The sequence below is a fragment of the Sphingomonas adhaesiva genome (assembly GCF_036946305.1).
GTDB lineage: Bacteria > Pseudomonadota > Alphaproteobacteria > Sphingomonadales > Sphingomonadaceae > Sphingomonas > Sphingomonas adhaesiva_B.
Genome location: NZ_JAQIJJ010000005.1, coordinates 171,345 through 190,687, shown reverse-complemented (window position 1 = coordinate 190,687; position 19,343 = coordinate 171,345). Strand labels below are relative to the sequence as shown.

Here is a 19,343-nt window from a genome sequence, read left to right as displayed (position 1 = left end):
GCCGATATCGCTGACGTGCGGGCTTGTGGACGGGTGGACCCCGGAACAAGTCCGGGGTGACGAAGGAGTATGATGTGAGCAAGTTGCAGCAACTGTCGCAGGCCGGCACCGCGGTGTGGCTCGACTTCGTCGACCGCAAGTTCCTCAGCGAAGGCGGCCTCAAGAAGCTGGTCGACGAGGACGGGCTGACCGGCGTCACCTCCAACCCGACCATCTTCGAAAAGGCGATGGGGTCGGGCGAGGCCTATGACGAGGGCTTCGCCGCGTTCGACGAGGCGCATCCCGGCGCGTCGGCGATGGAGCGCTACGAGAGCCAGGCGATCAAGGATATCCAGGCGGCGTGCGACACGCTGCTGCCGGTCTATCGAAAGCTGGACGCGGCGGACGGCTATGTCAGCCTGGAGGTATCGCCGTACCTCGCGCTCAAGGGGCCGGAAACCGCCGAGGAGGCCGAGCGGCTGTGGAAGGCGGTCGACCGGCCGAACCTGATGATCAAGATTCCCGGCACCGACGACGGGGTGCGCGCGATCCGCGACACGATCGCCAAGGGGATCAACGTCAACGTCACGCTGCTGTTCTCGATCGAGGCGTACAAGAAGGTCGCGATGGCCTATGTCGAGGGGCTGGAGGAGCGCACGTCCAAGGACCTGTCGATCGACCGCATCGCCAGCGTCGCCAGCTTCTTCGTCAGCCGGATCGACAGCAAGATCGACGACGCGATCGATGCGGGCACGGGCGGGGACGAGGCCAAGGCGCTGAAGGGCAAGGTGGCGATCGCCAATGCGAAGCTCGCCTATGCCTGGTTCGAGGAATTCGTCGCGTCCGACCGCTGGCAGAAGCTGGCGGCGAAGGGCGCACGGCCGCAGCGGCTGCTGTGGGCGTCCACGGGCACCAAGAACCCGGACTATCCCGACACGCTGTATGTCGACACGCTGATCGGCGCCGACACGGTCAACACCATGCCGCCCAAGACGATGGACGCCTTCCGCGACCATGGCACCGTCGCACCGACGCTGACCGCGGATGTCGACGACGCCCGCCACGTATTGGCGGAGACGGAGCGGCTGGGGCTGGACCTCGACGGCGTGACGAAGACGCTGGTGGATGAAGGCGTGGCGAGCTTCTCCAAGTCGTTCGACGATCTGTTGAAGGTGATCGAGGCGAAGCAGCCGAAGGGGTGAGCTTCTTGCCGTCACCCCGGGCTTGACCCGGGGTCCCGCTTCTTCTTCGTCGACGGTCGATGAAAAGCGGGACCCCGGCTCAAGGCCGGGGTGACGCCTCACACCCTCCGATACCCCCGGAACCAGTCCACGAACGCCGGCAGTCCCGTGTCGATCGGCGTCGTCGGCGCATAGCCCAGGTCGCCGCGGATCGCGTCGATATCGGCATAGGTGGCGCGCACGTCGCCGGGCTGCATCGGCTGATAGTCCTTCACCGCCGCGCGCCCGCATGCGGCCTCCAGCACCGCGATGAAGCGCCCCAGTTCCTCGGCGCGGTTGTTGCCGATGTTGTAGAGCCGGTGCGGCGCGTGGCTGCCGCCCGCTTTCGCCGCGTCGTCGTCGGGCGGGGGATTATCGTGCGCCGCGACGACGCCACTGACGATGTCGTCGATATAGGTGAAGTCGCGCTGCATCCGCCCTTCGCCGAAGACCTTGATCGGGCGTCCCGACAGGATCGCGTCGGTGAACAGCCACGGCGCCATGTCCGGGCGCCCCCATGGGCCATAGACGGTGAAGAAGCGCAGGCCGGTCTGCGGCAGGCGATAAAGATGCGCATAGGTCTCGCTCATCAGTTCGTCGGCGCGCTTGGTCGCGGCGTAGAGCGAGACGGGATGGTCGACACGGTCCTCGACGCGGAACGGCAGCGTCGTGTTGCCGCCATAGACCGACGACGACGAGGCATAGACCAGGTGATGCACGCCGCGATGGCGCGCCAGTTCCAGCACGTTGACATGCCCCATCAGGTTGGAGCGCACATAGGCGTGCGGATTCTGGAGCGAGTAACGCACGCCTGCCTGCGCGCCGAGGTGGATGATGCGGTCGACGTCCTCGCCCGCGACCGCGGCGGTCAGCGCGTCCATGTCGGCGAAGTCGAGGCGGTGGCAGATCGCGCGTTCGCCGAACCGGCGCGTCAGATGCGCGAAGCGATCCTCCTTCAGTTGCGGGTCGTAATAATCGTTGAACGAGTCGATGCCGATCACGCGCTCGCCGCGCGCCAGCAGCCGCTCGGCCACCGCCATGCCGATGAACCCGGCCATGCCGGTGACGAGGGTGGCCATGTTCGAAACGCTCCCGTGCTGCGCGGCCCGTGTATGCGCGCAGGGGTTAAGGGAGCGCAATCATCGCCCTACCGTCACCCCGGGCTTGACCCGGGGTCCCGCTTCTCATCCCGGTAGCAGAAAAAGCGGGACCCCGGATCAAGTCCGGGGTGACGAAGATGGGATCAGCGCCCCACGCCCGTATAGGCGAAGCCCGCGCGCTCCACCTCGGCCAGCGAATAGATGTTGCGCAGGTCGACCATTACCGGCTGCGTCATCAACCCCGCCAGCCGCTTCAGGTCCAGCGCGCGGAAGACGTTCCATTCGGTCACGATCACCACCGCATCCGCGCCGGTCGCGGCGTCATAGGCGTCGCGGCAATAGGTGATGTCGGGCATCAGCGCGCGCGCCGCCTCGACGCCCTCGGGATCGAAGGCGCGCACCGCGACGCCCGCGTCCTGCAACGCCTGCACGATCGCGAGGCTGGGCGCATCGCGCATGTCGTCGGTGTCGGGCTTGAAGGTGAGGCCCAGCACCGCGACCGTCTTGCCCTTGGCGCCTTCGATGCCGCCATTGTCCGTATTGGCAGCGTGTAGCGCGTGGAGCACCTTGCGCCCCATCGCGCGCTTGCGGGCGTCGTTGACCTTCACCACCGCCTCGACGATGCGCACCGGCGCCTCGAAATCCTCGCCCGTCTTCAGCAGCGCCAGCGTGTCCTTGGGGAAGCACGACCCGCCATAGCCCGGCCCGGCGTGGAGGAACTTCGACCCGATGCGATTGTCGAGGCCAATGCCGCGGCTGACGTCCTGCACGTTGGCGCCGACCGCCTCGCACAGGTCCGCGATCTCGTTGATGAAGGTGATCTTGGTCGCGAGGAAGGCGTTGGCGGCGTATTTGATCAGCTCCGCGGTGCGGCGCGCGGTGAACAGGATCGGGCTTTCGTTGAGATAGAGCGGGCGATACACCTCGCGCATCACGCTCCTCGCGCGCCCATCATCATTGGCGTCTTCGGTGCCGATGACGATGCGGTCGGGGCGCTTGAAGTCGCCGATCGCGGCGCCTTCGCGCAGGAACTCCGGGTTGGAGACGACCGCGACGGCGGCCGCGTCATGCCCGGCCTCGCGCAGGATCGCCTCGACCTTGTCGCCGGTGCCGACCGGGACGGTCGACTTGGTGACGACGACGGTGGGGCCGGTGATCGCGGCGGCGATCTCCTGCGTCGCGGCGAAGACGTAGCTGAGGTCGGCATGGCCGTCGCCGCGGCGCGACGGCGTGCCGACCGCGATGAAGATCGCGTCCGCACCCGCGACCGCGCCGGCGAGGTCGGTGGTGAAGGTCAGCCGCCCGGCCTCGACATTGGCCGCGACCAGCGCGTCGAGCCCGGGTTCGTAGATCGGCATCCGCCCCGCCTTCAGCGCTTCGATCTTGCCCGCATCCTTGTCGACGCAGGTGACGTCGTGCCCGAAATCGGAGAAGCAGGCGCCGGAGACGAGGCCGACATAGCCGGAGCCGATCATCGTGATCTTCATGCTGTATCCCTTAGCGGTAACGCGCGCGCTCTACGGGGGCGGCGTGCTGGCGGCAATGACCACGATCAGTCGAGGAACGGCGCCGCGATCTCCGGCCGCACGCGCAGCAGCCGCCCGGTGGCGCGATCCAGCAGCGCCCAAGTGGTGACGCCCTCCACCCGCACCCGCCCGTCGCCGCCGGTGAAGCGGAAATGCCGGTCGAAGCGCGCGCCGCGCGGCGCCTCCGGCACCCAGGTTTCGCCGGTCACCCTCTCGCCCTCGGCCACGTTGCCGCGATAGTCGATGGCGTGTCGGGTCACGACCCAGACGAACGCGGCTTGCTGCTCGGGCGGGGCGACCGCCGCCCAGTGCGCGACCGCCAGGTCCTGGATCCAGCGGACCCAGACCGCATTGTTGACATGGCCCAATTCGTCGATGTCGGCCGCCTGTGCGGTGAAGGCGTGGGTGAAGGTCATGCCGGGCGGCTCCGATAGCGGTGGAGGAGGGCGATCGCGATGCCGGCGCCGATCAGCCCGCCGACCAGCCACCACAGGCGGTGGTCGTCCGCCAGGCGGCCGACGATCGCCTCGAACGCATGGCCGAACCAATAGCCGATCGCGCAGAAGATCACGCCCCAGGTGAGCGCGGACGCGGCATTGACCGCGGCGAACAGCCGCGGCGAGACGCCCGCGGTGCCGATCGCGATCGGGCTGATCGTGCGAAAGCCGTAGATGAAGCGGAAGGCGAAGATGAACGCGACGGGATGCCGCTCCAGCATCGCCATCGCGCGCGCGAAGGCGGGCTTTGCGCGCGCCGCGACCACCCAGCGATGGTCGCGCATCCGTCGCCCGGCGAAGAACCACGCCTGATCCGCGCTGAACGACCCGGTGGCGGCGGCGAGCATCGCCGCCCATAGCGGGAACAGGCCGTGGTGCGCGACGACCCCGCCGGCGACCACCGCCGCCTCGCCCTCCAGCGCGGCACCCGCGAACAGCGCGGCGAGGCCGTATCGCGCGACCAGCGCCTCGATGGTCATGCGGTACGTGTCCGTGTGGTATCCGCCATGCCCCACGCGCTCGTCACCCCGGACTTGTTCCGGGGTCCAGGGTTCCGCGCGCCTGACGATGGCAAGGCGCGTGGAACCCTGGATGCCGGAACAAGTCCGGCATGACGGATAGGCGAGGGGTCGCCGTAGTTGCTCACCCCTCCACCCCCAGCTGCCACAGCACGAAGGCATGTTCCTCCGCCGCCTCGCGCAGGCTGTCGAACCGGCCCGACTTGCCGCCGTGGCCCGCGCCCATGTTGGTCTTGAGCAGCAGGATATGATCGTCGGTCTTGGTCGCGCGCAGCCTGGCGGCCCATTTGGCGGGTTCCCAATAGGTCACGCGCGGGTCGTTGAGCCCGCCGGAGATGAACAGCGGCGGATAGTCCTGCGCGCGGACGTTGTCATAGGGGGAATAGCTGCGGATCAGCTCGAAGGCGGCCTTGTCCTCAATCGGATTGCCCCATTCGGGCCATTCGCCGGGCGTCAGCGGCAGCGTATCGTCCAGCATCGTGTTCAGCACGTCGACGAACGGCACGTCGGCGATCACCGCGCCCCATAGCTCGGGGTCGGAATTGACTACCGCGCCCATCAGCTCGCCGCCGGCCGAGCGCCCGGCGATCGCGATCTTGCCTGCGCTGGTCCAGCCGTCCGCCACCAGCGCGCGCGCCACGTCGACGAAGTCGGTGAAGGTGTTGGTGCGCTTCTCCAGCTTACCGTCATGATACCATTGCTGGCCGAGATCGTCGCCGCCGCGGATATGCGCGATGGCATAGGCCATGCCGCGGTCGAGCAAACTCATCCGCCCGGTCGAGAAGCCCGGCGCGATCGCATGGCCATAGGCGCCATAGGCGTAGAGGAATAGCGGGCGCGATCCGTCGCGCGGGAAGCCGGCCGGATAGACGATCGACACCGGCACCTTCGTCCCGTCGCGCGCGACGATCTCCAGCCGCTCGGTCGCGTAGCGCGACGCGTCATAGCCGCTGGGGATGTCCTGCACCTTCAGCACCGTCATCTCGCCGGTGGCGGTGTCATAGTCATAGACGGTGCCCGGCGTGACCATCGACTCATAGCCCAGCCGGATCACGGTCTGGTCATATTCGGGATTGTCGCCGGTGCCCGCGGCATAGCTCGCCTCCGGAAACGCGATCCGCTTCGGCGCATCGCCGGCGTAGGAATGCAGCTCGATCTGGTCGAGCCCGTCCTCGCGCCCCTCGACGATGAAGAAGTCGCGGAAACACTCGACGCCGGTCATGTAGAAATGCGGGCTGGGCGCGATCCGCTCGGTCCATTCGCCGGGCGTCGCGATCGGCGCGGTACACAGCCGCCACATCGGATCGGTGTCGTTGGTGTGGACGAACAGCGTGTCGCCATACGTGTCGACGTCATATTCGCGCCCTGCCTGCCGCGGCGCGATCAGGATCGGCTCGGCGAAGGGATCGTTCGCGGGGTAGAGGCGGATTTCGCTGGTGTCGTGGCTGCTGGTGACCAGCGCGATCCAGCGGCGGTCGCTGGTCTCGCTGACCCCGACCGAGAAGACGGGATCCTCCTCGTAATAGAGCGTCGCGTCGTCCGCGGGGGAGGTGCCCAGCCGATGCACCTTGATCGTGCGCGTGCGCCAATGTTCGTCGGTCAGGCCGTAGAGGATGTGGCGTCCGTCGCTGGTGAAGACGATGTTGCCGATCGTCCCCTCGATCGACACGTCGCCCCATTTACCCGACGCGCCCGGAATGACCTCCGCCAGATCGGCCGACCCGTCGAGGCTCTTGAAGCGGATCGTGTAGCGCTCGCCGCCGTCGTCATCGACCGAATAGGCCATGACGCGGCCGTCCTCGCTGATCGCGATCGCGCCGACGCGGAAATATTCCTTCCCTTCCGCCAGCGCGGGTTCGTTCAGGATCAGCTCGTCGGGGCCGCCCGCCACCGGCTTGCGCCACCACAAGCGATACTGGCCGCCGGTCTCGAACGCGGTCCAGTAAAGCCAGTCGCCGTCCTTCTGCGGCACGCTCGATTCGTCTTCCTTGATGCGCGCCTTCATCTCTTCGTACAGGCGGTCGACCAGCGGCTGGTGCGGCGCCATCTGCGCCTCGAAATAGGCGTTCTCCGCCTCCAGATAGGCGAGCACGTCGGGGTCGGTGACGTCCGGGTAGTTCGGATCGCGCAGCCACGCCCATGGATCCTCGATCGTGATGCCGTGGCGGGTGAAGGAATGGGGGCGCGTGGCCGCGACGGGGGGCGTGATGGTCATCGCGGCGTGATAGCCGCGGACTTGATCGCGGGTCCATGCCCGCGCACATCGCAAGGATGGTGACGACACGCTTCGCGCCGTCGCCCACCGGGCGGCTGCATCTGGGCCATGCCGCGTCGGCGATCCTGGCGCATGATTACGCGCGCGAGCGGGGCGGGCGGTTCCTGCTGAGGATCGAGGACATCGACGGCACGCGCAGCCGGCCCGAGCATGTCGCGACGATCGTCGAGGACCTGACGTGGCTGGGGCTGACATGGGACGCGCCGATCGTGTTCCAGTCGCAGCGGCTGGACCGTTACGCCGCGGCGCTCGACCGGCTGCGGGAGATGGGGCTGCTCTACCGCTGCTATTGCACCCGCGCGGAGATCGCGGAGGCGATGAGCGCGCCGCACGGGGCGGTCGCGGTCTATCCCGGTACCTGCCGCCATGCGGGCGAGCGCGATGCGCCGCATTGCTGGCGCCTCGACATGGCGGCGGCGGTGGCGCGCACCGGACCGCTGACGTGGCGCGATCACGGACGCGCCGTGGTGGCGGACCCGCAGGCGCAGGGCGATGTGGTGCTGGCGCGCAAGGATGCGCCCGCCAGCTATCATCTGGCGGTGACGGTGGACGATGCCGCACAGGGCGTGACCGATGTGGTGCGCGGGCGCGACCTGTTCGAGGCGACGCATATCCACCGGCTGCTCCAGGCGCTGCTCGACCTGCGGGTGCCGGACTATCACCACCATGCGCTGCTGACCGGGCCGGACGGGGAGCGGCTGGCGAAGCGCCACGGCGCGCCGACGCTGGCGGCGATGCGCGCGGCCGGCGAGGACGGCGCGGCACTGGCGGCGCGGTTGCGGGCGATTGGCACAGCGTCATGCCGGACTTGATCCGGCATCCAAGGTTCCGCGCACGCTGCCGCCGATGCGTGCGCGGTGACATGGACCCCGGGTCAAGCCCGGTGTGACGGTGGTGAAGATGTTGCCCGCTGCCTCGCCACCCCCTACATCTCTCGCATGAACACCTTCCTCGTCATCCTGCTGGTTGCGGCGATGATCGCCACGGTCGTCGCGCTGGTGCGCGGGATCGTCACCTTCCTCCAGACCGCCTCGCTGGAGGCGCGGGGCGAGGGGGACGGGCCGACCGCGGCGCAGCTGAAATCGAACAAGATGATGCAGATGCGCATCTTCTTTCAGGCGCTGGCGGTGTTGATCGTCGTCGTCATCCTGTTCGCCGCCGGACGGACCTGACCGCGATGGTCCGGCTCAACCGCATCTATACCCGCACCGGCGACGCGGGGACGACGGGGCTGGTCGACGGCAGCCGCGTGTCGAAGGCCGACGCGCGGATGCAGGCGATTGGAGACGTGGACGAGGCGAACAGCACGATCGGCGTCGCGCTGACCACGCTGGAGCATGAGGAGGTGCGGCGCGAGCTGGCGCTGGTGCAGAACGACCTGTTCGATCTGGGCGCGGACATCGCCACGCCGCGCGTCGACCAGAATGACGATTTCGCGCCGTCGGAGATGGTGCTGCGGATCGTGCCCGCGCAGGTCGAGCGGCTGGAGCGCGCGATCGACACGCTCAACGCCGGTCTGGAGCCGCTGCGCAGCTTCATCCTGCCCGGCGGCGCGGCGGCGCACCTGCACGTCGCGCGCGCCACGGTGCGCCGCGCGGAGCGATCCGCGGTGGCGATCGCGGACGGCGCCAATCCGCAGGCGCTCACCTACCTCAACCGGCTGTCGGATTTTCTGTTCGTCGCGTGCCGGGTGGTGAACCAAAGCCGGGGCGGAGACGTTCTGTGGGTAGCGGGGGCCAATCGATAAATCGGTGACGCCTGCAACCGTCGCCTTTCGCGGCGGCAGGAGCAGGTTTCATGGAAGCAGTACGGCCCGCGACCGACGACGCGACGACGCTCGCGGCGCGCTATGACGCGGTGCGTTCGCTGACCGAGGCGCTGGTGGCGCCGCTGTCGGACGCCGATGCCACCGTCCAGTCGATGGACGATGCCTCGCCCGCCAAATGGCATCTGGCGCACACCACCTGGTTCTTCGAAACGTTCGTGCTGCGCGATCATGTCGCCGGCTATCGCGCCTATGACGAGCGCTTCGCGTTCCTGTTCAACAGTTATTACGAGGCGGAAGGGAAGCGCCACGCGCGTGCGCGGCGCGGGATGGTGACGCGCCCGGCGCTGGCGGAGGTGATGGCGTATCGCGCCGCGGTGGACGCCGCGCTGCTCGATGCGCTGCCGACGCTGCCCGATGCGGCGGTCGCGCTGGTGGCGCTGGGGTGCCAACACGAGGAACAGCATCAGGAACTGCTGGTCACCGACATCCTGCACCTCTTTTCCGAAAACCCCTTGGAGCCGGCGATCTGGCCCGCGGCGCGCAAGGTGCCCGTCGCGCTGCCGGGACCGGTCGCCTGGATCGAGCGGCAGGAACAGGTGGTGGAGATCGGCCATGACGGCCGCGGCTTTGCGTTCGATTGCGAGGGGCCGCGGCACCGCGCGCTGGTTCCTGCCCATGCCATCGCCGATCGCACCGTGACCAACGGCGAATGGGCGGCGTTCATCGCCGATGGCGGCTATCGCGAGGCCCGCTGGTGGCTGTCGGACGGCTGGGCGTGGGTGCAGCGCGAGGGCATTGCCGCACCGCTCTATTGGGAGGAGCGCGACGGCGCGTGGACCCGCTTCGGGCTCGACGGGCGGCGCGCGATCGATCCCGCCGCGCCCGTGACGCATGTCAGCTTCTTCGAGGCGGATGCCTATGCCGCCTGGGCGGGGGCGCGGCTGCCGACCGAGATCGAATGGGAGGTCGCCGCCGCCGGGCACGACGCGCGCGGTGGCAACCAGCTGGACACCGCCGGCGCGGTCGAACCGCGCCCGGCCGCGGGCGGCCCGGCCTTCTTCGGCGATGTATGGGAATGGACCGGATCGGCCTATCGCCCCTATCCCGGCTTCGCCGCGGCGGAGGGGGCGGTCGGCGAATATAACGGCAAGTTCATGAGCGGGCAGTTCGTGCTGCGTGGCGGCAGCTGCGCCACCCCGCGCGGGCATGCGCGCGCCAGCTACCGCAACTTCTTCTACCCGCACCAGCGCTGGCAGTTCACCGGCGTGCGGCTTGCAAAGGATGTGTGACACGATGCTGAAGCCGGAGATCGAGGACGGTCAGGCGAGCCTCGCCGACCCGCAATTCCGCGCCGATGTGCTGGCCGGGCTGGCGCGCCGCCCGCGCGCGATCCCGGCGCGCTGGTTCTACGACCATCGCGGCTCGCAATTGTTCGAGGAGATTACCGCGCTGCCGGAATATTATCCGACGCGCACCGAAACCGCGCTGTTGCAGTCGCTGTGTCCCGAGCTGCGCGAGCTGACCGGCGAGGGGCGTGCGGTGGTGGAGTTCGGGTCCGGTTCCTCGACCAAGACGCCGATCCTGCTCGATTGCGTCCACCCGTCTGCTTACGTTCCGATCGACATCTCGGGCGATTTCCTGCGCGAGTCCGCGCGCGATCTGGCGCAGCGTTTCCCCGACCTGCTGATCCTGCCGTTCGAGGCGGACTTCACGCGCCCGCTCACTTTGCCGCGCACGATCGCGGACGCGCCCAAGCTGGGGTTCTTTCCGGGTTCGACGATCGGCAATCTGATCCCGCTCGCCGCGATCGACCTGCTGCGCGCGATGCGTGCGTCGCTGGGAGAGGGGGCGATGCTGCTGATCGGGATGGATCGGATAAAGGACGAGGACGTGCTGGTCCCCGCCTATGACGATGCGCAGGGCGTGACCGCGGCGTTCAACCTGAACCTGCTGGCGCGGATCAACCGCGAGCTGGACGGCACGGTGCCGGTCGACGCCTTCGCGCACAAGGCGGTGTGGAACGACGACCGCGCGCGCGTCGAGATGCATCTGGAGGCGCGCCGCGACGCCGCGTTCGAGGTCGACGGCCGCGCGTTCGACATCGCCGCGGGCGAGACCATCCATACCGAGAACAGCCACAAGTACGGGCCGCGCGACGCACGCATCCTGCTGCGCGCGGGCGGCTGGACCCCAGTGCGCGAATGGACCGACGCGGACGGCAAGTTCGCGGTGATCCTGGCGGAGGCGCAGGCGGAACGGCCGGCGCCCTGACACGCTGCCATCACCCTCACCCTTCCGGCGCTGTGCGCCTCCCTCCCTCTCCCGCCGGGAGAGGGAAGGGGCCCATCGGCGAAGCCGATGGGAAGGGTGAGGGCGACGGAGACGCTGTCCTTCAATTCACCACCACCCGCGCACGCCATGTCGTGATGTAATCCACCGACCCGCGGCACTCACCCATCAGCGATTGCTCCACCAGCCGGAAGCGCGCGCCGTCCCAGGCGAAGGACTGGTGCGAGCCGCAATCGCCGATCCCGCGCGCGCGGACATAGCTGGTCAGGCGCCGCGTGCGCGCATCCCATCCGCCGGTGACGACCTGATTGTCGGGCGCCTCGCCGAAGCCGGAGGGCGCGTCCAGCACCGCGGGCACCGGCCTGCCCTTGTCGGGCACCACGAACAGGCTGGTATAGAGATTGTAGGCGCCATTGCCGCACGGATGGTCGATCGTCACCAGGCTGTGCGTCGCATCCAGCCGATAGGCCTTGGGCGCGACGGGGCCGGTCGCATAATCGCACACCGCCGCCTCCGCGCCGATCAGCCGCGTGGCGTCCTTCACGGACAGGGTGCGCGGCGGCCTGCCGGTGACCGCCGGCTGCTGGACGACCGGCAGCGCGGGCGGCGGCGGCACCTGCGACGCGGGGGCGGCGCCGGGGCGACGCAGCGCGGTGCGCGTGCCGATGCGGCGCTGCGCCTCGTCGATCGCGAGCGCGGTGGCGGCCAGCCCGGCGAGCGAGGCGTGCGCGATCTTGCGCCCGCGCGGGTCCGCCAGCGTGACCTGCTTGCCCTCCATCAGCGCCTCGGCCAGCGTGCCCTGGAACGGCAGCGCCAGCCCGCCGCCCTTGCCGGGTGCGACGACCTGCGCCAGCACCTTGCCGTCGACCGCCAGCGACAGCTTCGTGCCGCGCGCGACCGCGTCCGGGATCGGCAGCGTCAGCCGCGCCAGCGCCGCCGCGGCGGCATCGCGGCGCAGCACCAGCATCAGGTAGTGGTCGCCGTCCTCCGCCTCCGGTACCAGCGCCACCGCCTGACAGACGCGTGCATTGTCGCATCCCATCGTCCAGTCGGTGAAGGTGCGCAGGTCGCCGGGTGCCGGGGCGGCAGCCTGAACGGCGGTGGCGAGCAGGATCGCAAAGGGCGTCATCGAACCTCCATGCTGGCGCAACCGTGCGCCGCCTGCTTAGAGGGGATCGAGGATGAACGGGAGATGGGCATGCAGGCTGTCGGGGTGATCGGTGCGGGACAGATGGGGGCCGGCATCGCGCAGGTGAGCGCGGCCGCCGGCTATCGCGTGATCCTGAGCGACGTGGACCAGGCGCGCGCCGAGGCGGGCAAGGCAGGGATCGCCAGGCGGCTGGCACGCGACGTGGAGAAGGGCAAGATCGACGCCGACGCGCGCGATCGCCTGCTGGAGCGGATCGAGGCGGTGGGCGATGTCGCCGCGATGGCGCCGTGCGGGCTGGTGATCGAGGCCGCAACCGAGCGCGAGGAGATCAAGCGCGCGATCTTCGCCACCGTCGGCCCGGTGCTGGGCGCCGATGCGGTGCTGGCGTCGAACACCTCGTCGATCCCGATCACGCGGCTGGCGCAGGCGGCGCCCGACGCCGCGCGCTTCATCGGCGTGCATTTCTTCAACCCCGTGCCGGTCATGGGGCTGATCGAGGTGATCCGCGGGCTGGCGACGGCGGATGCGACGGTGGCGACGGTCGAGACCTATGCCGCGGCGCTGGGCAAGCAGGTGGTGCGCGCCAACGACGCGCCGGGCTTCATCGTCAACCGCGTGCTGATGCCGATGCTGAACGAGGCGTGCTTCGCGCTGGGCGAGGGCGTGGCGACGATCCGCGACATCGATCTGGCGTGCCAACTGGGGCTGAACCATCCGATGGGGCCGCTGACGCTGGCGGATTTCATCGGGCTGGACACCTGCCTGGAGATCACGCGCGTGCTGTTCGAGGGGACGGGCGATCCCAAGTTCCGGCCCGCGCCGCTGCTGGTGAAATATGTCGAGGCGGGGTGGTACGGGCGCAAGAGCGGGCGCGGGTTCTACGATTATGCGGGCGCGGAGCCGGTGCCGACGCGGTGATGGCCTCGTAACGTCACCCCAGCGAAGGCTGGGGTCTTTCGCGGCAGGGAAGAGCAAGAGTCGCGGGAGGTCCCAGCCTTCGCTGGGACGACGCATGAGATTGAACCCTCCCTCCGTCATCCCAGCCTTCGCTGGGACGACGCATGAGATTGAATCCGCCAACCGTCATCCCAGCTTCCGCTGGGACGACGGAGGGAGGGTTCAGCCCGCAAACCCCGCCAGCCGCTCACGCACGCGCTCCAGCACCGTCGCGCCGGCCATGTCGGGCACGAAGCGTTCGCCGGTGATCGTCTCATACGCCTCGACGTACACGCCCGACGTATGCAGGATCATCTCGTCGGGAATCGCGGGGATCGCGTCGCCATAGGGATCGCAGCGTTCCGCCACCCAGGCGCGCACCACGTCCTTGTCGAAACTGTCGGGCCGCTCGCCGCGATCGAACCGCGCGTCATAGGTCGCGGCCTTCCAGTAGCGGCTGCTGTCCGGCGTGTGGACCTCGTCCGCCAGCAGGATGCGGCCGTCTTCATCGACGCCGAATTCGTATTTCGTGTCCGCCAGGATCAGCCCGCGCTCCGCCGCCAGCGTCTGCCCGCGCGCGAACAGCGCCAGCGCGGTGGCGCTGATCTCGTCCCATTGCGCGGCGGTCAGCAGGCCGTTGGCGAGGATCTCGTCCGGGGTCAGCGGCGCGTCGTGGCCGCCGTCGAACTCCTTGCTGGTCGGCGTGATGATCGGTGTGGGCAGCCGCTGGTTGTCGCGCATCCCGTCGGGCAGCGTGGTGCCGTACATCGTCCGCTCGCCCGCCTTGTACAGCGTCAGGATCGAGGTGCCGGTGGTCCCCGCCAGATAGCCGCGCACCACGATCTCGACCGGCAGGATCGTGAGGCGCCGGCACAGCAGCACGTTGGGATCGGGATAGTCGATGACGTGGTTGGCGCAGATGTCCGCCGTCCGCTCGAACCACCAGCGCGCGACCTGGGTCAGCACCTGCCCCTTATGGGGCACCGCGCACAGGATGCGGTCGAACGCGCTCAGCCGGTCGCTCGCGACGATCAGACGGCGTCCGTCGGCGAGGTCGTAATTGTCACGCACCTTGCCGCGATAATGGTTGGGCAGGAACGGCAGGTCGACCGCGTCGAGCGTGCGCGACAGCAATGTGGCGGGGGCGGTCATGCCGGGATCTGCTGGCTGATGCAGTGGAAGCTGCCGCCGCCGGTCAGGATCGCGTCGGCGCGCAGCCCCACGACCTCGCGATCGGGGAAGATCGCCCGGATCGCGGTGACCGCGGCCTCGTCCTGATCGGTGCCATAGAGCGGGACCACGACCGCGACATTGCCGATGTAGAAGTTCATGTAGCTGGCTGGCACCACTTCCTCCTCGCGCATCACGCGCCCGGGGGAGGGGATCTCCACCACCTCCACCCCGGCGGCACGCGCGCGCTCCGCGGCATCCTGATAGACGCGCCAGTTGGGATCGTTCTCCGGCGCGCGCGGGATCGCCAGCCGGTTCTCGCCCACGAAGCGCGCCAGATTGTCGACATGGCCGTCGGTATGGTCGTTGAGCAGACCGTCGCCGAGCCACAGCACGCGCTCATAGCCCAGGTCCTGCGACAGCAGCCGCTCGATCCCCGCCTTCGCCAGCCCCGGATTGCGGTTGGGGTTGAGCAGGCATTGCTCGGTCGTGACCGCCAGCCCGGTGCCGTCGCCATCGACCGCGCCGCCCTCCAGCACCCAGTCGCACGGCAGGATCGAGATGCCGCGCCGCCGCGCCAGCCGCGCGCCGATATCCTCGTCGCCGGGCAGGTCGTACTTGCCGCCCCAGCCGTTGAACCCGAAATCGCGCGCGCGTCCGTTGCCATCGATGATCGGCGCGGTGTCGCGCAGCCAGATGTCGCCGAACAGCTCGATCGTCACCTCCGCGAAGGGCGCCAGCTGGCGCGCGGTCGCGGCGGCGTCCTTGTTGGCGGCGACCAGGATCACGTCCTCGCCGCGCCCCTCGGCATGGACCGCGCGCGCGAAGGCGGCGACCTCCGCCTGCGCCTGTTCCAGATCGTCTTCCCACAACTCGGGATGGCTGGGGAAGCCGATCCACACCGCCTTGTGCGCCGCCCATTCCGGCGGCGGGGTGATCTGACCCAGAGTCGTCACGTTCGTCATCCCCTCACTGCGCTCCGGCGCGGCTCTTGTCGCGGATGGCGCGGAATTCGTCGCCCGCGACCCAATTGGGCCAGGCGTCGCCCTCGGCCAGCGCGCGCCCGACCGCATAATATACCCGCACGTCCTGCACCACGCCCGACCAGTCCCAGGCGGGATAATATTCGTCCTTGGGGCCGTGATAGCGATGCGCCTCGTAATCCTCCGCCGCGGCCTTGCCCGCCGCCTTGCCGCCCTTCACGAGATCGTCGCCGGCATCGAAGTACAGCATCGGGACGCCCAGCTTCGCCAGGCTGAAATGGTCGGAGCGATAGTAGAAGCCCTTCTCCGGCGTCGGCTCCGCGGTGGCGACGCGGCCCTGCGCGGCGAGCGCGCGGTCGAGATAGCCGTCCAGCTCCGACTTGCCCTTGCCGACGACCACGACGTTGCGCGCCGGCCCCGCCATCGACAGCGCGTCCATGTTCACCCCGCCCACCGTCTTCGCCAGCGGCACGATCGGGTTGGCGGCGTAATAGGCCGAGCCGAGCAGCCCCGATTCCTCGCCCGTCACCGCCAGGAACAGCTGGCTGCGCGGCGTTGGACCGGCGCGCTTGTTCGCCTCCGCCAGCGCGACCAGCGCGGCGGTGCCGGTCGCATTGTCGATCGCGCCGTTGCAGATGTCGTCGCCGTCGGGCGCCTTCTCGCAATGACCCAGATGATCCCAATGCGCGGTGTAGAGGACGTAATCGTCCTTGCGCGTGGTGCCGGGCAGCACACCGACGACGTTGCGCGACATGTGCCGGCGGATCGTATTGTCGAACGACACCGACGCGGTCACGCCGGGCAGCGCCACGGCGCGAAAGCCCTTGCGCCCCGCGGCAGCGGTCAACGCGTCGAAATCCATGTCCTTGCCCGCGAACAGCTTCCGTGCGGCATCCTGCTGGATCCAGCCGATCGCCGCGCTTTGGTCGGCGCCATCGTTCTTCGTCGCGGCGACCTGCTGCGCGCCGGTCCAGCTCGACTGGACGACGTTCCAGCCATAGGCCGCAGGTTCGGTCTGGTGGATGATGATCGCGGCGGTGGCGCCCTGTCGCGCGGCTTCCTCGAACTTGTAGGTCCAGCGGCCGTAATAGGTCATCGCGCGCCCGCCGAACGGCCCGTCCAGCCCCGGCGTCTTCCAGTCCGGGTCGTTGACCAGGATCAGCACCGTCTTGCCGCGCACATCGACCCCGGCATAGTCGTTCCACCCCTTTTCGGGCGCGACGATGCCATAGCCGACGAAGACGACCGGGCTGTCCTTGACCGCGATCGCCGGGGCGACGCGATAGCTGCCGATCACCGCCTGCGGGCCGTAGGCGAGCGCGATCGGCGCGCCGGCGCCCCGGAACACCAGCGGCGAGACGTTCGTCGCGGTGATCTCCACCATCGGCACGTCCTGATACCAGCTGCCCTTGTTGCCCGGCTGCAGCCCCGCCGCGGCGAAGCGCCGGGCGAGATAGGCGATCGTCTTCTCCTCGCCCGCGGTGCCCGGCGCGCGGCCCTCGAACGCGTCGGAGGACAGCTCCTTCGTGACGTCCTTCAGCGTCTGTTCGGAGATGGCGGGCGCGGTCTGCGCCGCGGCGGGAGTGGCGCTGGCGAGCAGGAGAGCGGGAAGAAGGCGATGACGCATGAACAAACTCCGCAAGGGAATGGCGCGCCTTGTGCCAAGACCGCGCGCGGCTGTCCACGCGATGGTTGCGGCCCCGATCCGCGGCGTTAAGCTGCGCGGCGGGGGAGATACCGATGAACGGACGACGGGGTGCGGTGGCGGTGCTGTCGCTGCTGTGGGGGACGACGGCGATTGCGGGCGCGCCGGGCGATCTGGCGACGCGGTTCGGCGCGCGTGAAATGGTGGCGGCGATCAGCCTGGCGCCGGACGGAAAGCATATCGTCTATGTCACCCCGACCGGCACGCGCGGCAGCGCGGCGGTGGTGGTCGATCTGGACAGCGGCAAGCTGTCGGGGATCCGGCTGAGCGAGGGCGACCGGATGACGCCGGTGAATTGTGGCTGGGCCTCGGGCGCGCGGCTGATCTGCAAATTCTACGGCATCGACGATTATGTCGGGATGCGCATTTCCTACACGCGGACCTTGGGCTTCGACGCGGATGGCACCCATGCGCTCTATCTGGGGCGCAACGCGCGTGGCGGCGACCGGCTCAACCAGTTCGACGGCAACGTCATCGATTGGCGGATGGGGGATGGCAAGGTGTTGATGACGCGCGATTTCGTGCCGCAAAGCACCAGCACCGGATCGCATATGGGTGGCGATGCGCGCGACGGAATGGGGGTCGAGCTGGTCGATGCCGCTACCGGCAAGGCGCAACTGATCGAGCGCCCCGACCCCGACGCCACCGACTTCTACGCCGACGGGCAGGGGGTCATCCGTATGAAGGCGGTGATGCCGACGTCGGGCACCGGGCAGTTGAAGGGCGACGTGATCTATTCCTATCGCCCGACCGGCGAGACGGGGTGGAAGCTGTTCAGCCGGTCGCTGCGCGACGACAAGGATTCGCTCGACCCGCTGGGCGTCGACGGCACGCGCAACATGGCCTTCGCGACGAAGCGGCTGAACGGGCGGCTGGCGCTGTACGGCGTCGCGCTCGACGGATCGATGAAGAGCGAGCTGGTATCGAGCAACCCCGACGTCGACGTCGATTCGATCGTGCGGATCGGGCGGCGCGGGCGGATCATCGGCGCCACCTATGTCACCGACCGGCGGCAGATCGACTATTTCGATCCGGAATACAGGAAACTGGCGGCGGCGCTGGCGCGGGCCTTGCCGAAGACGCCGCTGATCCGGCTGATGAGTGCGACCGCGGATGAGTCCCAATTGCTGGTGTTCGCGGGCAGCGACGTCGATCCCGGCAGCTATTATCTCTATACCAAGGCGAACCGCCACCTGGAACAACTGGTCCGGGCGCGCCCGACGCTGGAGGATGTCGCGCTGGGGCAGATGCGCGCGGTGCGTTTCCCCGCGGCGGACGGGACGATGATCCCGGCCTATCTGACGCTGCCGCCCGGCGGCGCGACCAAGGGGCTGCCCGCGATCGTGATGCCGCATGGCGGCCCGGCCTATCGCGACGAATGGGGGTTCGACTGGCTGGTGCAGTTCTTCGCCGCCTCGGGCTATGCCGTGCTCCAGCCGCAGTTCCGCGGCTCGACCGGCTATGGCGATGCCTGGTTTGCCAACAACGGCTTTCGTTCGTGGCAGCTGGCGATCGGCGACGTCGGCGATGCCGGGCGCTGGCTGGTGAAGGAGGGGATCGCCGATCCGGCGAAGCTGGGCATCGTCGGCTGGTCCTATGGCGGCTATGCCGCGTTGCAGAGCAACGTCGTCGACCCCGACCTGTTCAAGGCGGTGGTGGCGATCGCGCCCGTCACCGACCTGGGCCGGACCAAGGACGAGGCGGAGGGCTTCACCAACCGCGAACTGGTCCAGCGACAGATCGGATCGGGCGAGAATGTCGCCAACGGCTCGCCCGCGCGCCATGCCGAGCGGTTCAAGGCACCGGTGCTGCTGTTCCATGGCGATACCGACGTCAACGTGGGCGTCGGCCAGTCGCGGCTGATGGACAAGAGGCTGCGCGCCGCGGGCAAGGAATCGACTCTGATCGTCTTCCCGAAGCTGGACCACCAGCTCGACGACAGCGCAGTGCGCACCGAGATGCTGGCGAAGAGCGACGCCTTCCTGCGCAAGGCGTTCGGGATGTGAGGGCGGAAAAAGCCTCTCTCCTTCAGGGGAGGGGTTGGGGTGGGGCAGTCACGAGCGTCGGACGTAAACGTCCGCGACGGCGAGAATCCATCGACGCCGACGCCGATGAAACCGCGCCACCTGCTCGCAGCGTTCCTGTTCCCCGGCGAAAGCGGGGGTCCAGTAATGGTTCGCTCGTAAGATGCTGAAACCGCTCGCGACTGGACCCCGGCCTGCGCCGG

17 protein-coding genes are annotated in these 19,343 nt (G+C 68.9%); 8 read left to right on the top strand and 9 right to left on the bottom strand.

Going from position 1 to position 19,343, the window contains the following annotated elements; all coding sequences use genetic code 11:
- The first annotated feature begins 74 nt into the window (after positions 1-74).
- On the top strand, positions 75-1,181 hold the full coding sequence (tal, locus tag PGN14_RS09980; RefSeq protein ID WP_335299496.1) for a transaldolase: 1,107 nt from the start codon (positions 75-77) through the stop codon (positions 1,179-1,181).
- A 98-nt stretch (positions 1,182-1,279) separates the two neighbouring features.
- On the opposite strand, the gene PGN14_RS09975 is transcribed toward tal, so the two are convergent.
- The 5 genes from PGN14_RS09975 to PGN14_RS09955 all read right to left on the bottom strand — a co-directional run bounded on the left by PGN14_RS09975 (position 1,280) and on the right by PGN14_RS09955 (position 7,055).
- Entirely contained in the window at positions 1,280-2,278 is a 999-nt protein-coding gene (locus tag PGN14_RS09975) for an NAD-dependent epimerase/dehydratase family protein (protein ID WP_335299366.1), read from the bottom strand.
- 164 nt (positions 2,279-2,442) lie between these two features.
- On the bottom strand, positions 2,443-3,786 hold the full coding sequence (locus PGN14_RS09970; protein ID WP_335299365.1) for a UDP-glucose dehydrogenase family protein: 1,344 nt from the start codon (positions 3,784-3,786) through the stop codon (positions 2,443-2,445).
- A 65-nt stretch (positions 3,787-3,851) separates the two neighbouring features.
- On the bottom strand, positions 3,852-4,241 hold the full coding sequence (locus tag PGN14_RS09965; protein ID WP_335299364.1) for an acyl-CoA thioesterase: 390 nt from the start codon (positions 4,239-4,241) through the stop codon (positions 3,852-3,854).
- A complete protein-coding gene (locus PGN14_RS09960) occupies positions 4,238-4,801 on the bottom strand; it encodes a DedA family protein (RefSeq protein ID WP_335299363.1) in 564 nt (187 codons plus the stop codon). The genes PGN14_RS09965 and PGN14_RS09960 overlap by 4 nt, the downstream gene beginning before the upstream one ends.
- Positions 4,802-4,964: 163 nt before the next feature.
- Positions 4,965-7,055, bottom strand: a complete 2,091-nt coding sequence (locus PGN14_RS09955; protein ID WP_335299362.1) for a S9 family peptidase — start codon at positions 7,053-7,055, stop codon at positions 4,965-4,967.
- 56 nt (positions 7,056-7,111) lie between these two features.
- On the opposite strand from PGN14_RS09955, the gene gluQRS reads away from it, so the two are divergent.
- The 5 genes from gluQRS to egtD all read left to right on the top strand — a co-directional run bounded on the left by gluQRS (position 7,112) and on the right by egtD (position 11,154).
- Positions 7,112-7,927, top strand: coding sequence for a tRNA glutamyl-Q(34) synthetase GluQRS (gene gluQRS / locus PGN14_RS09950; protein WP_335299361.1), 816 nt, complete (start codon positions 7,112-7,114; stop codon positions 7,925-7,927).
- Positions 7,928-8,053: 126 nt separating this feature from the next.
- Entirely contained in the window at positions 8,054-8,287 is a 234-nt protein-coding gene (locus PGN14_RS09945) for a twin transmembrane helix small protein (protein ID WP_335299360.1), read from the top strand.
- Between the two features lie 5 nt (positions 8,288-8,292).
- On the top strand, positions 8,293-8,862 hold the full coding sequence (locus PGN14_RS09940) for a cob(I)yrinic acid a,c-diamide adenosyltransferase (protein ID WP_335299359.1): 570 nt from the start codon (positions 8,293-8,295) through the stop codon (positions 8,860-8,862).
- A 50-nt stretch (positions 8,863-8,912) separates the two neighbouring features.
- Positions 8,913-10,172 carry an ergothioneine biosynthesis protein EgtB gene (egtB, locus tag PGN14_RS09935; protein WP_335299358.1) on the top strand — a complete coding sequence of 420 codons (1,260 nt, stop codon included), beginning with the start codon at positions 8,913-8,915 and terminating at the stop codon, positions 10,170-10,172.
- Positions 10,173-10,176: 4 nt separating this feature from the next.
- A complete protein-coding gene (gene egtD, locus PGN14_RS09930) occupies positions 10,177-11,154 on the top strand; it encodes an L-histidine N(alpha)-methyltransferase (RefSeq protein ID WP_335299357.1) in 978 nt (325 codons plus the stop codon).
- Between the two features lie 121 nt (positions 11,155-11,275).
- Here the strand turns inward: egtD and PGN14_RS09925 are convergent, their stop codons facing one another.
- On the bottom strand, positions 11,276-12,301 hold the full coding sequence (locus PGN14_RS09925) for a DUF1176 domain-containing protein (RefSeq protein WP_335299356.1): 1,026 nt from the start codon (positions 12,299-12,301) through the stop codon (positions 11,276-11,278).
- Positions 12,302-12,370: 69 nt separating this feature from the next.
- Here PGN14_RS09925 and PGN14_RS09920 point away from each other — a divergent pair, with 69 nt between their 5' ends.
- The gene (locus tag PGN14_RS09920; protein ID WP_335299355.1) at positions 12,371-13,240 is read left to right on the top strand and encodes a 3-hydroxybutyryl-CoA dehydrogenase; all 870 of its coding nucleotides are present in this window, start codon (positions 12,371-12,373) and stop codon (positions 13,238-13,240) included.
- 201 nt (positions 13,241-13,441) lie between these two features.
- Here PGN14_RS09920 and PGN14_RS09915 read toward each other — a convergent pair whose 3' ends face one another.
- The 3 genes from PGN14_RS09915 to PGN14_RS09905 are packed head-to-tail and all read right to left on the bottom strand — an operon-like array spanning position 13,442 to position 17,038.
- Positions 13,442-14,410 carry a phosphoribosylaminoimidazolesuccinocarboxamide synthase gene (locus PGN14_RS09915; RefSeq protein ID WP_335299354.1) on the bottom strand — a complete coding sequence of 323 codons (969 nt, stop codon included), beginning with the start codon at positions 14,408-14,410 and terminating at the stop codon, positions 13,442-13,444.
- Entirely contained in the window at positions 14,407-15,393 is a 987-nt protein-coding gene (locus PGN14_RS09910; protein WP_335299353.1) for an agmatine deiminase family protein, read from the bottom strand. The genes PGN14_RS09915 and PGN14_RS09910 overlap by 4 nt, the downstream gene beginning before the upstream one ends.
- 4 nt (positions 15,394-15,397) lie before the next feature.
- A complete protein-coding gene (locus PGN14_RS09905; RefSeq protein ID WP_335299352.1) occupies positions 15,398-17,038 on the bottom strand; it encodes a M28 family metallopeptidase in 1,641 nt (546 codons plus the stop codon).
- Between the two features lie 113 nt (positions 17,039-17,151).
- Here PGN14_RS09905 and PGN14_RS09900 point away from each other — a divergent pair, with 113 nt between their 5' ends.
- Positions 17,152-19,122 (top strand): alpha/beta hydrolase family protein, encoded by a 1,971-nt coding sequence (locus PGN14_RS09900; protein WP_335299351.1) that lies wholly within the window; start codon positions 17,152-17,154, stop codon positions 19,120-19,122.
- The last annotated feature ends 221 nt before the right edge of the window (positions 19,123-19,343 follow it).

Bases quoted from the DNA above. Each gene is read 5' to 3' on its own strand.
- PGN14_RS09975 (WP_335299366.1), bottom strand. From the start codon at position 2,278: ATGGCCACCCTCGTCACCGGCATGGCCGGGTTCATCGGCATGGCGGTG.
- PGN14_RS09970 (WP_335299365.1), bottom strand. From the start codon at position 3,786: ATGAAGATCACGATGATCGGCTCCGGCTATGTCGGCCTCGTCTCCGGC.
- PGN14_RS09965 (WP_335299364.1), bottom strand. From the start codon at position 4,241: ATGACCTTCACCCACGCCTTCACCGCACAGGCGGCCGACATCGACGAA.
- PGN14_RS09960 (WP_335299363.1), bottom strand. From the start codon at position 4,801: ATGACCATCGAGGCGCTGGTCGCGCGATACGGCCTCGCCGCGCTGTTC.
- PGN14_RS09955 (WP_335299362.1), bottom strand. From the start codon at position 7,055: ATGACCATCACGCCCCCCGTCGCGGCCACGCGCCCCCATTCCTTCACC.
- gluQRS (WP_335299361.1), top strand. From the start codon at position 7,112: ATGGTGACGACACGCTTCGCGCCGTCGCCCACCGGGCGGCTGCATCTG.
- PGN14_RS09945 (WP_335299360.1), top strand. From the start codon at position 8,054: ATGAACACCTTCCTCGTCATCCTGCTGGTTGCGGCGATGATCGCCACG.
- PGN14_RS09940 (WP_335299359.1), top strand. From the start codon at position 8,293: ATGGTCCGGCTCAACCGCATCTATACCCGCACCGGCGACGCGGGGACG.
- egtB (WP_335299358.1), top strand. From the start codon at position 8,913: ATGGAAGCAGTACGGCCCGCGACCGACGACGCGACGACGCTCGCGGCG.
- egtD (WP_335299357.1), top strand. From the start codon at position 10,177: ATGCTGAAGCCGGAGATCGAGGACGGTCAGGCGAGCCTCGCCGACCCG.
- PGN14_RS09925 (WP_335299356.1), bottom strand. From the start codon at position 12,301: ATGACGCCCTTTGCGATCCTGCTCGCCACCGCCGTTCAGGCTGCCGCC.
- PGN14_RS09920 (WP_335299355.1), top strand. From the start codon at position 12,371: ATGCAGGCTGTCGGGGTGATCGGTGCGGGACAGATGGGGGCCGGCATC.
- PGN14_RS09915 (WP_335299354.1), bottom strand. From the start codon at position 14,410: ATGACCGCCCCCGCCACATTGCTGTCGCGCACGCTCGACGCGGTCGAC.
- PGN14_RS09910 (WP_335299353.1), bottom strand. From the start codon at position 15,393: ATGACGAACGTGACGACTCTGGGTCAGATCACCCCGCCGCCGGAATGG.
- PGN14_RS09905 (WP_335299352.1), bottom strand. From the start codon at position 17,038: ATGCGTCATCGCCTTCTTCCCGCTCTCCTGCTCGCCAGCGCCACTCCC.
- PGN14_RS09900 (WP_335299351.1), top strand. From the start codon at position 17,152: ATGAACGGACGACGGGGTGCGGTGGCGGTGCTGTCGCTGCTGTGGGGG.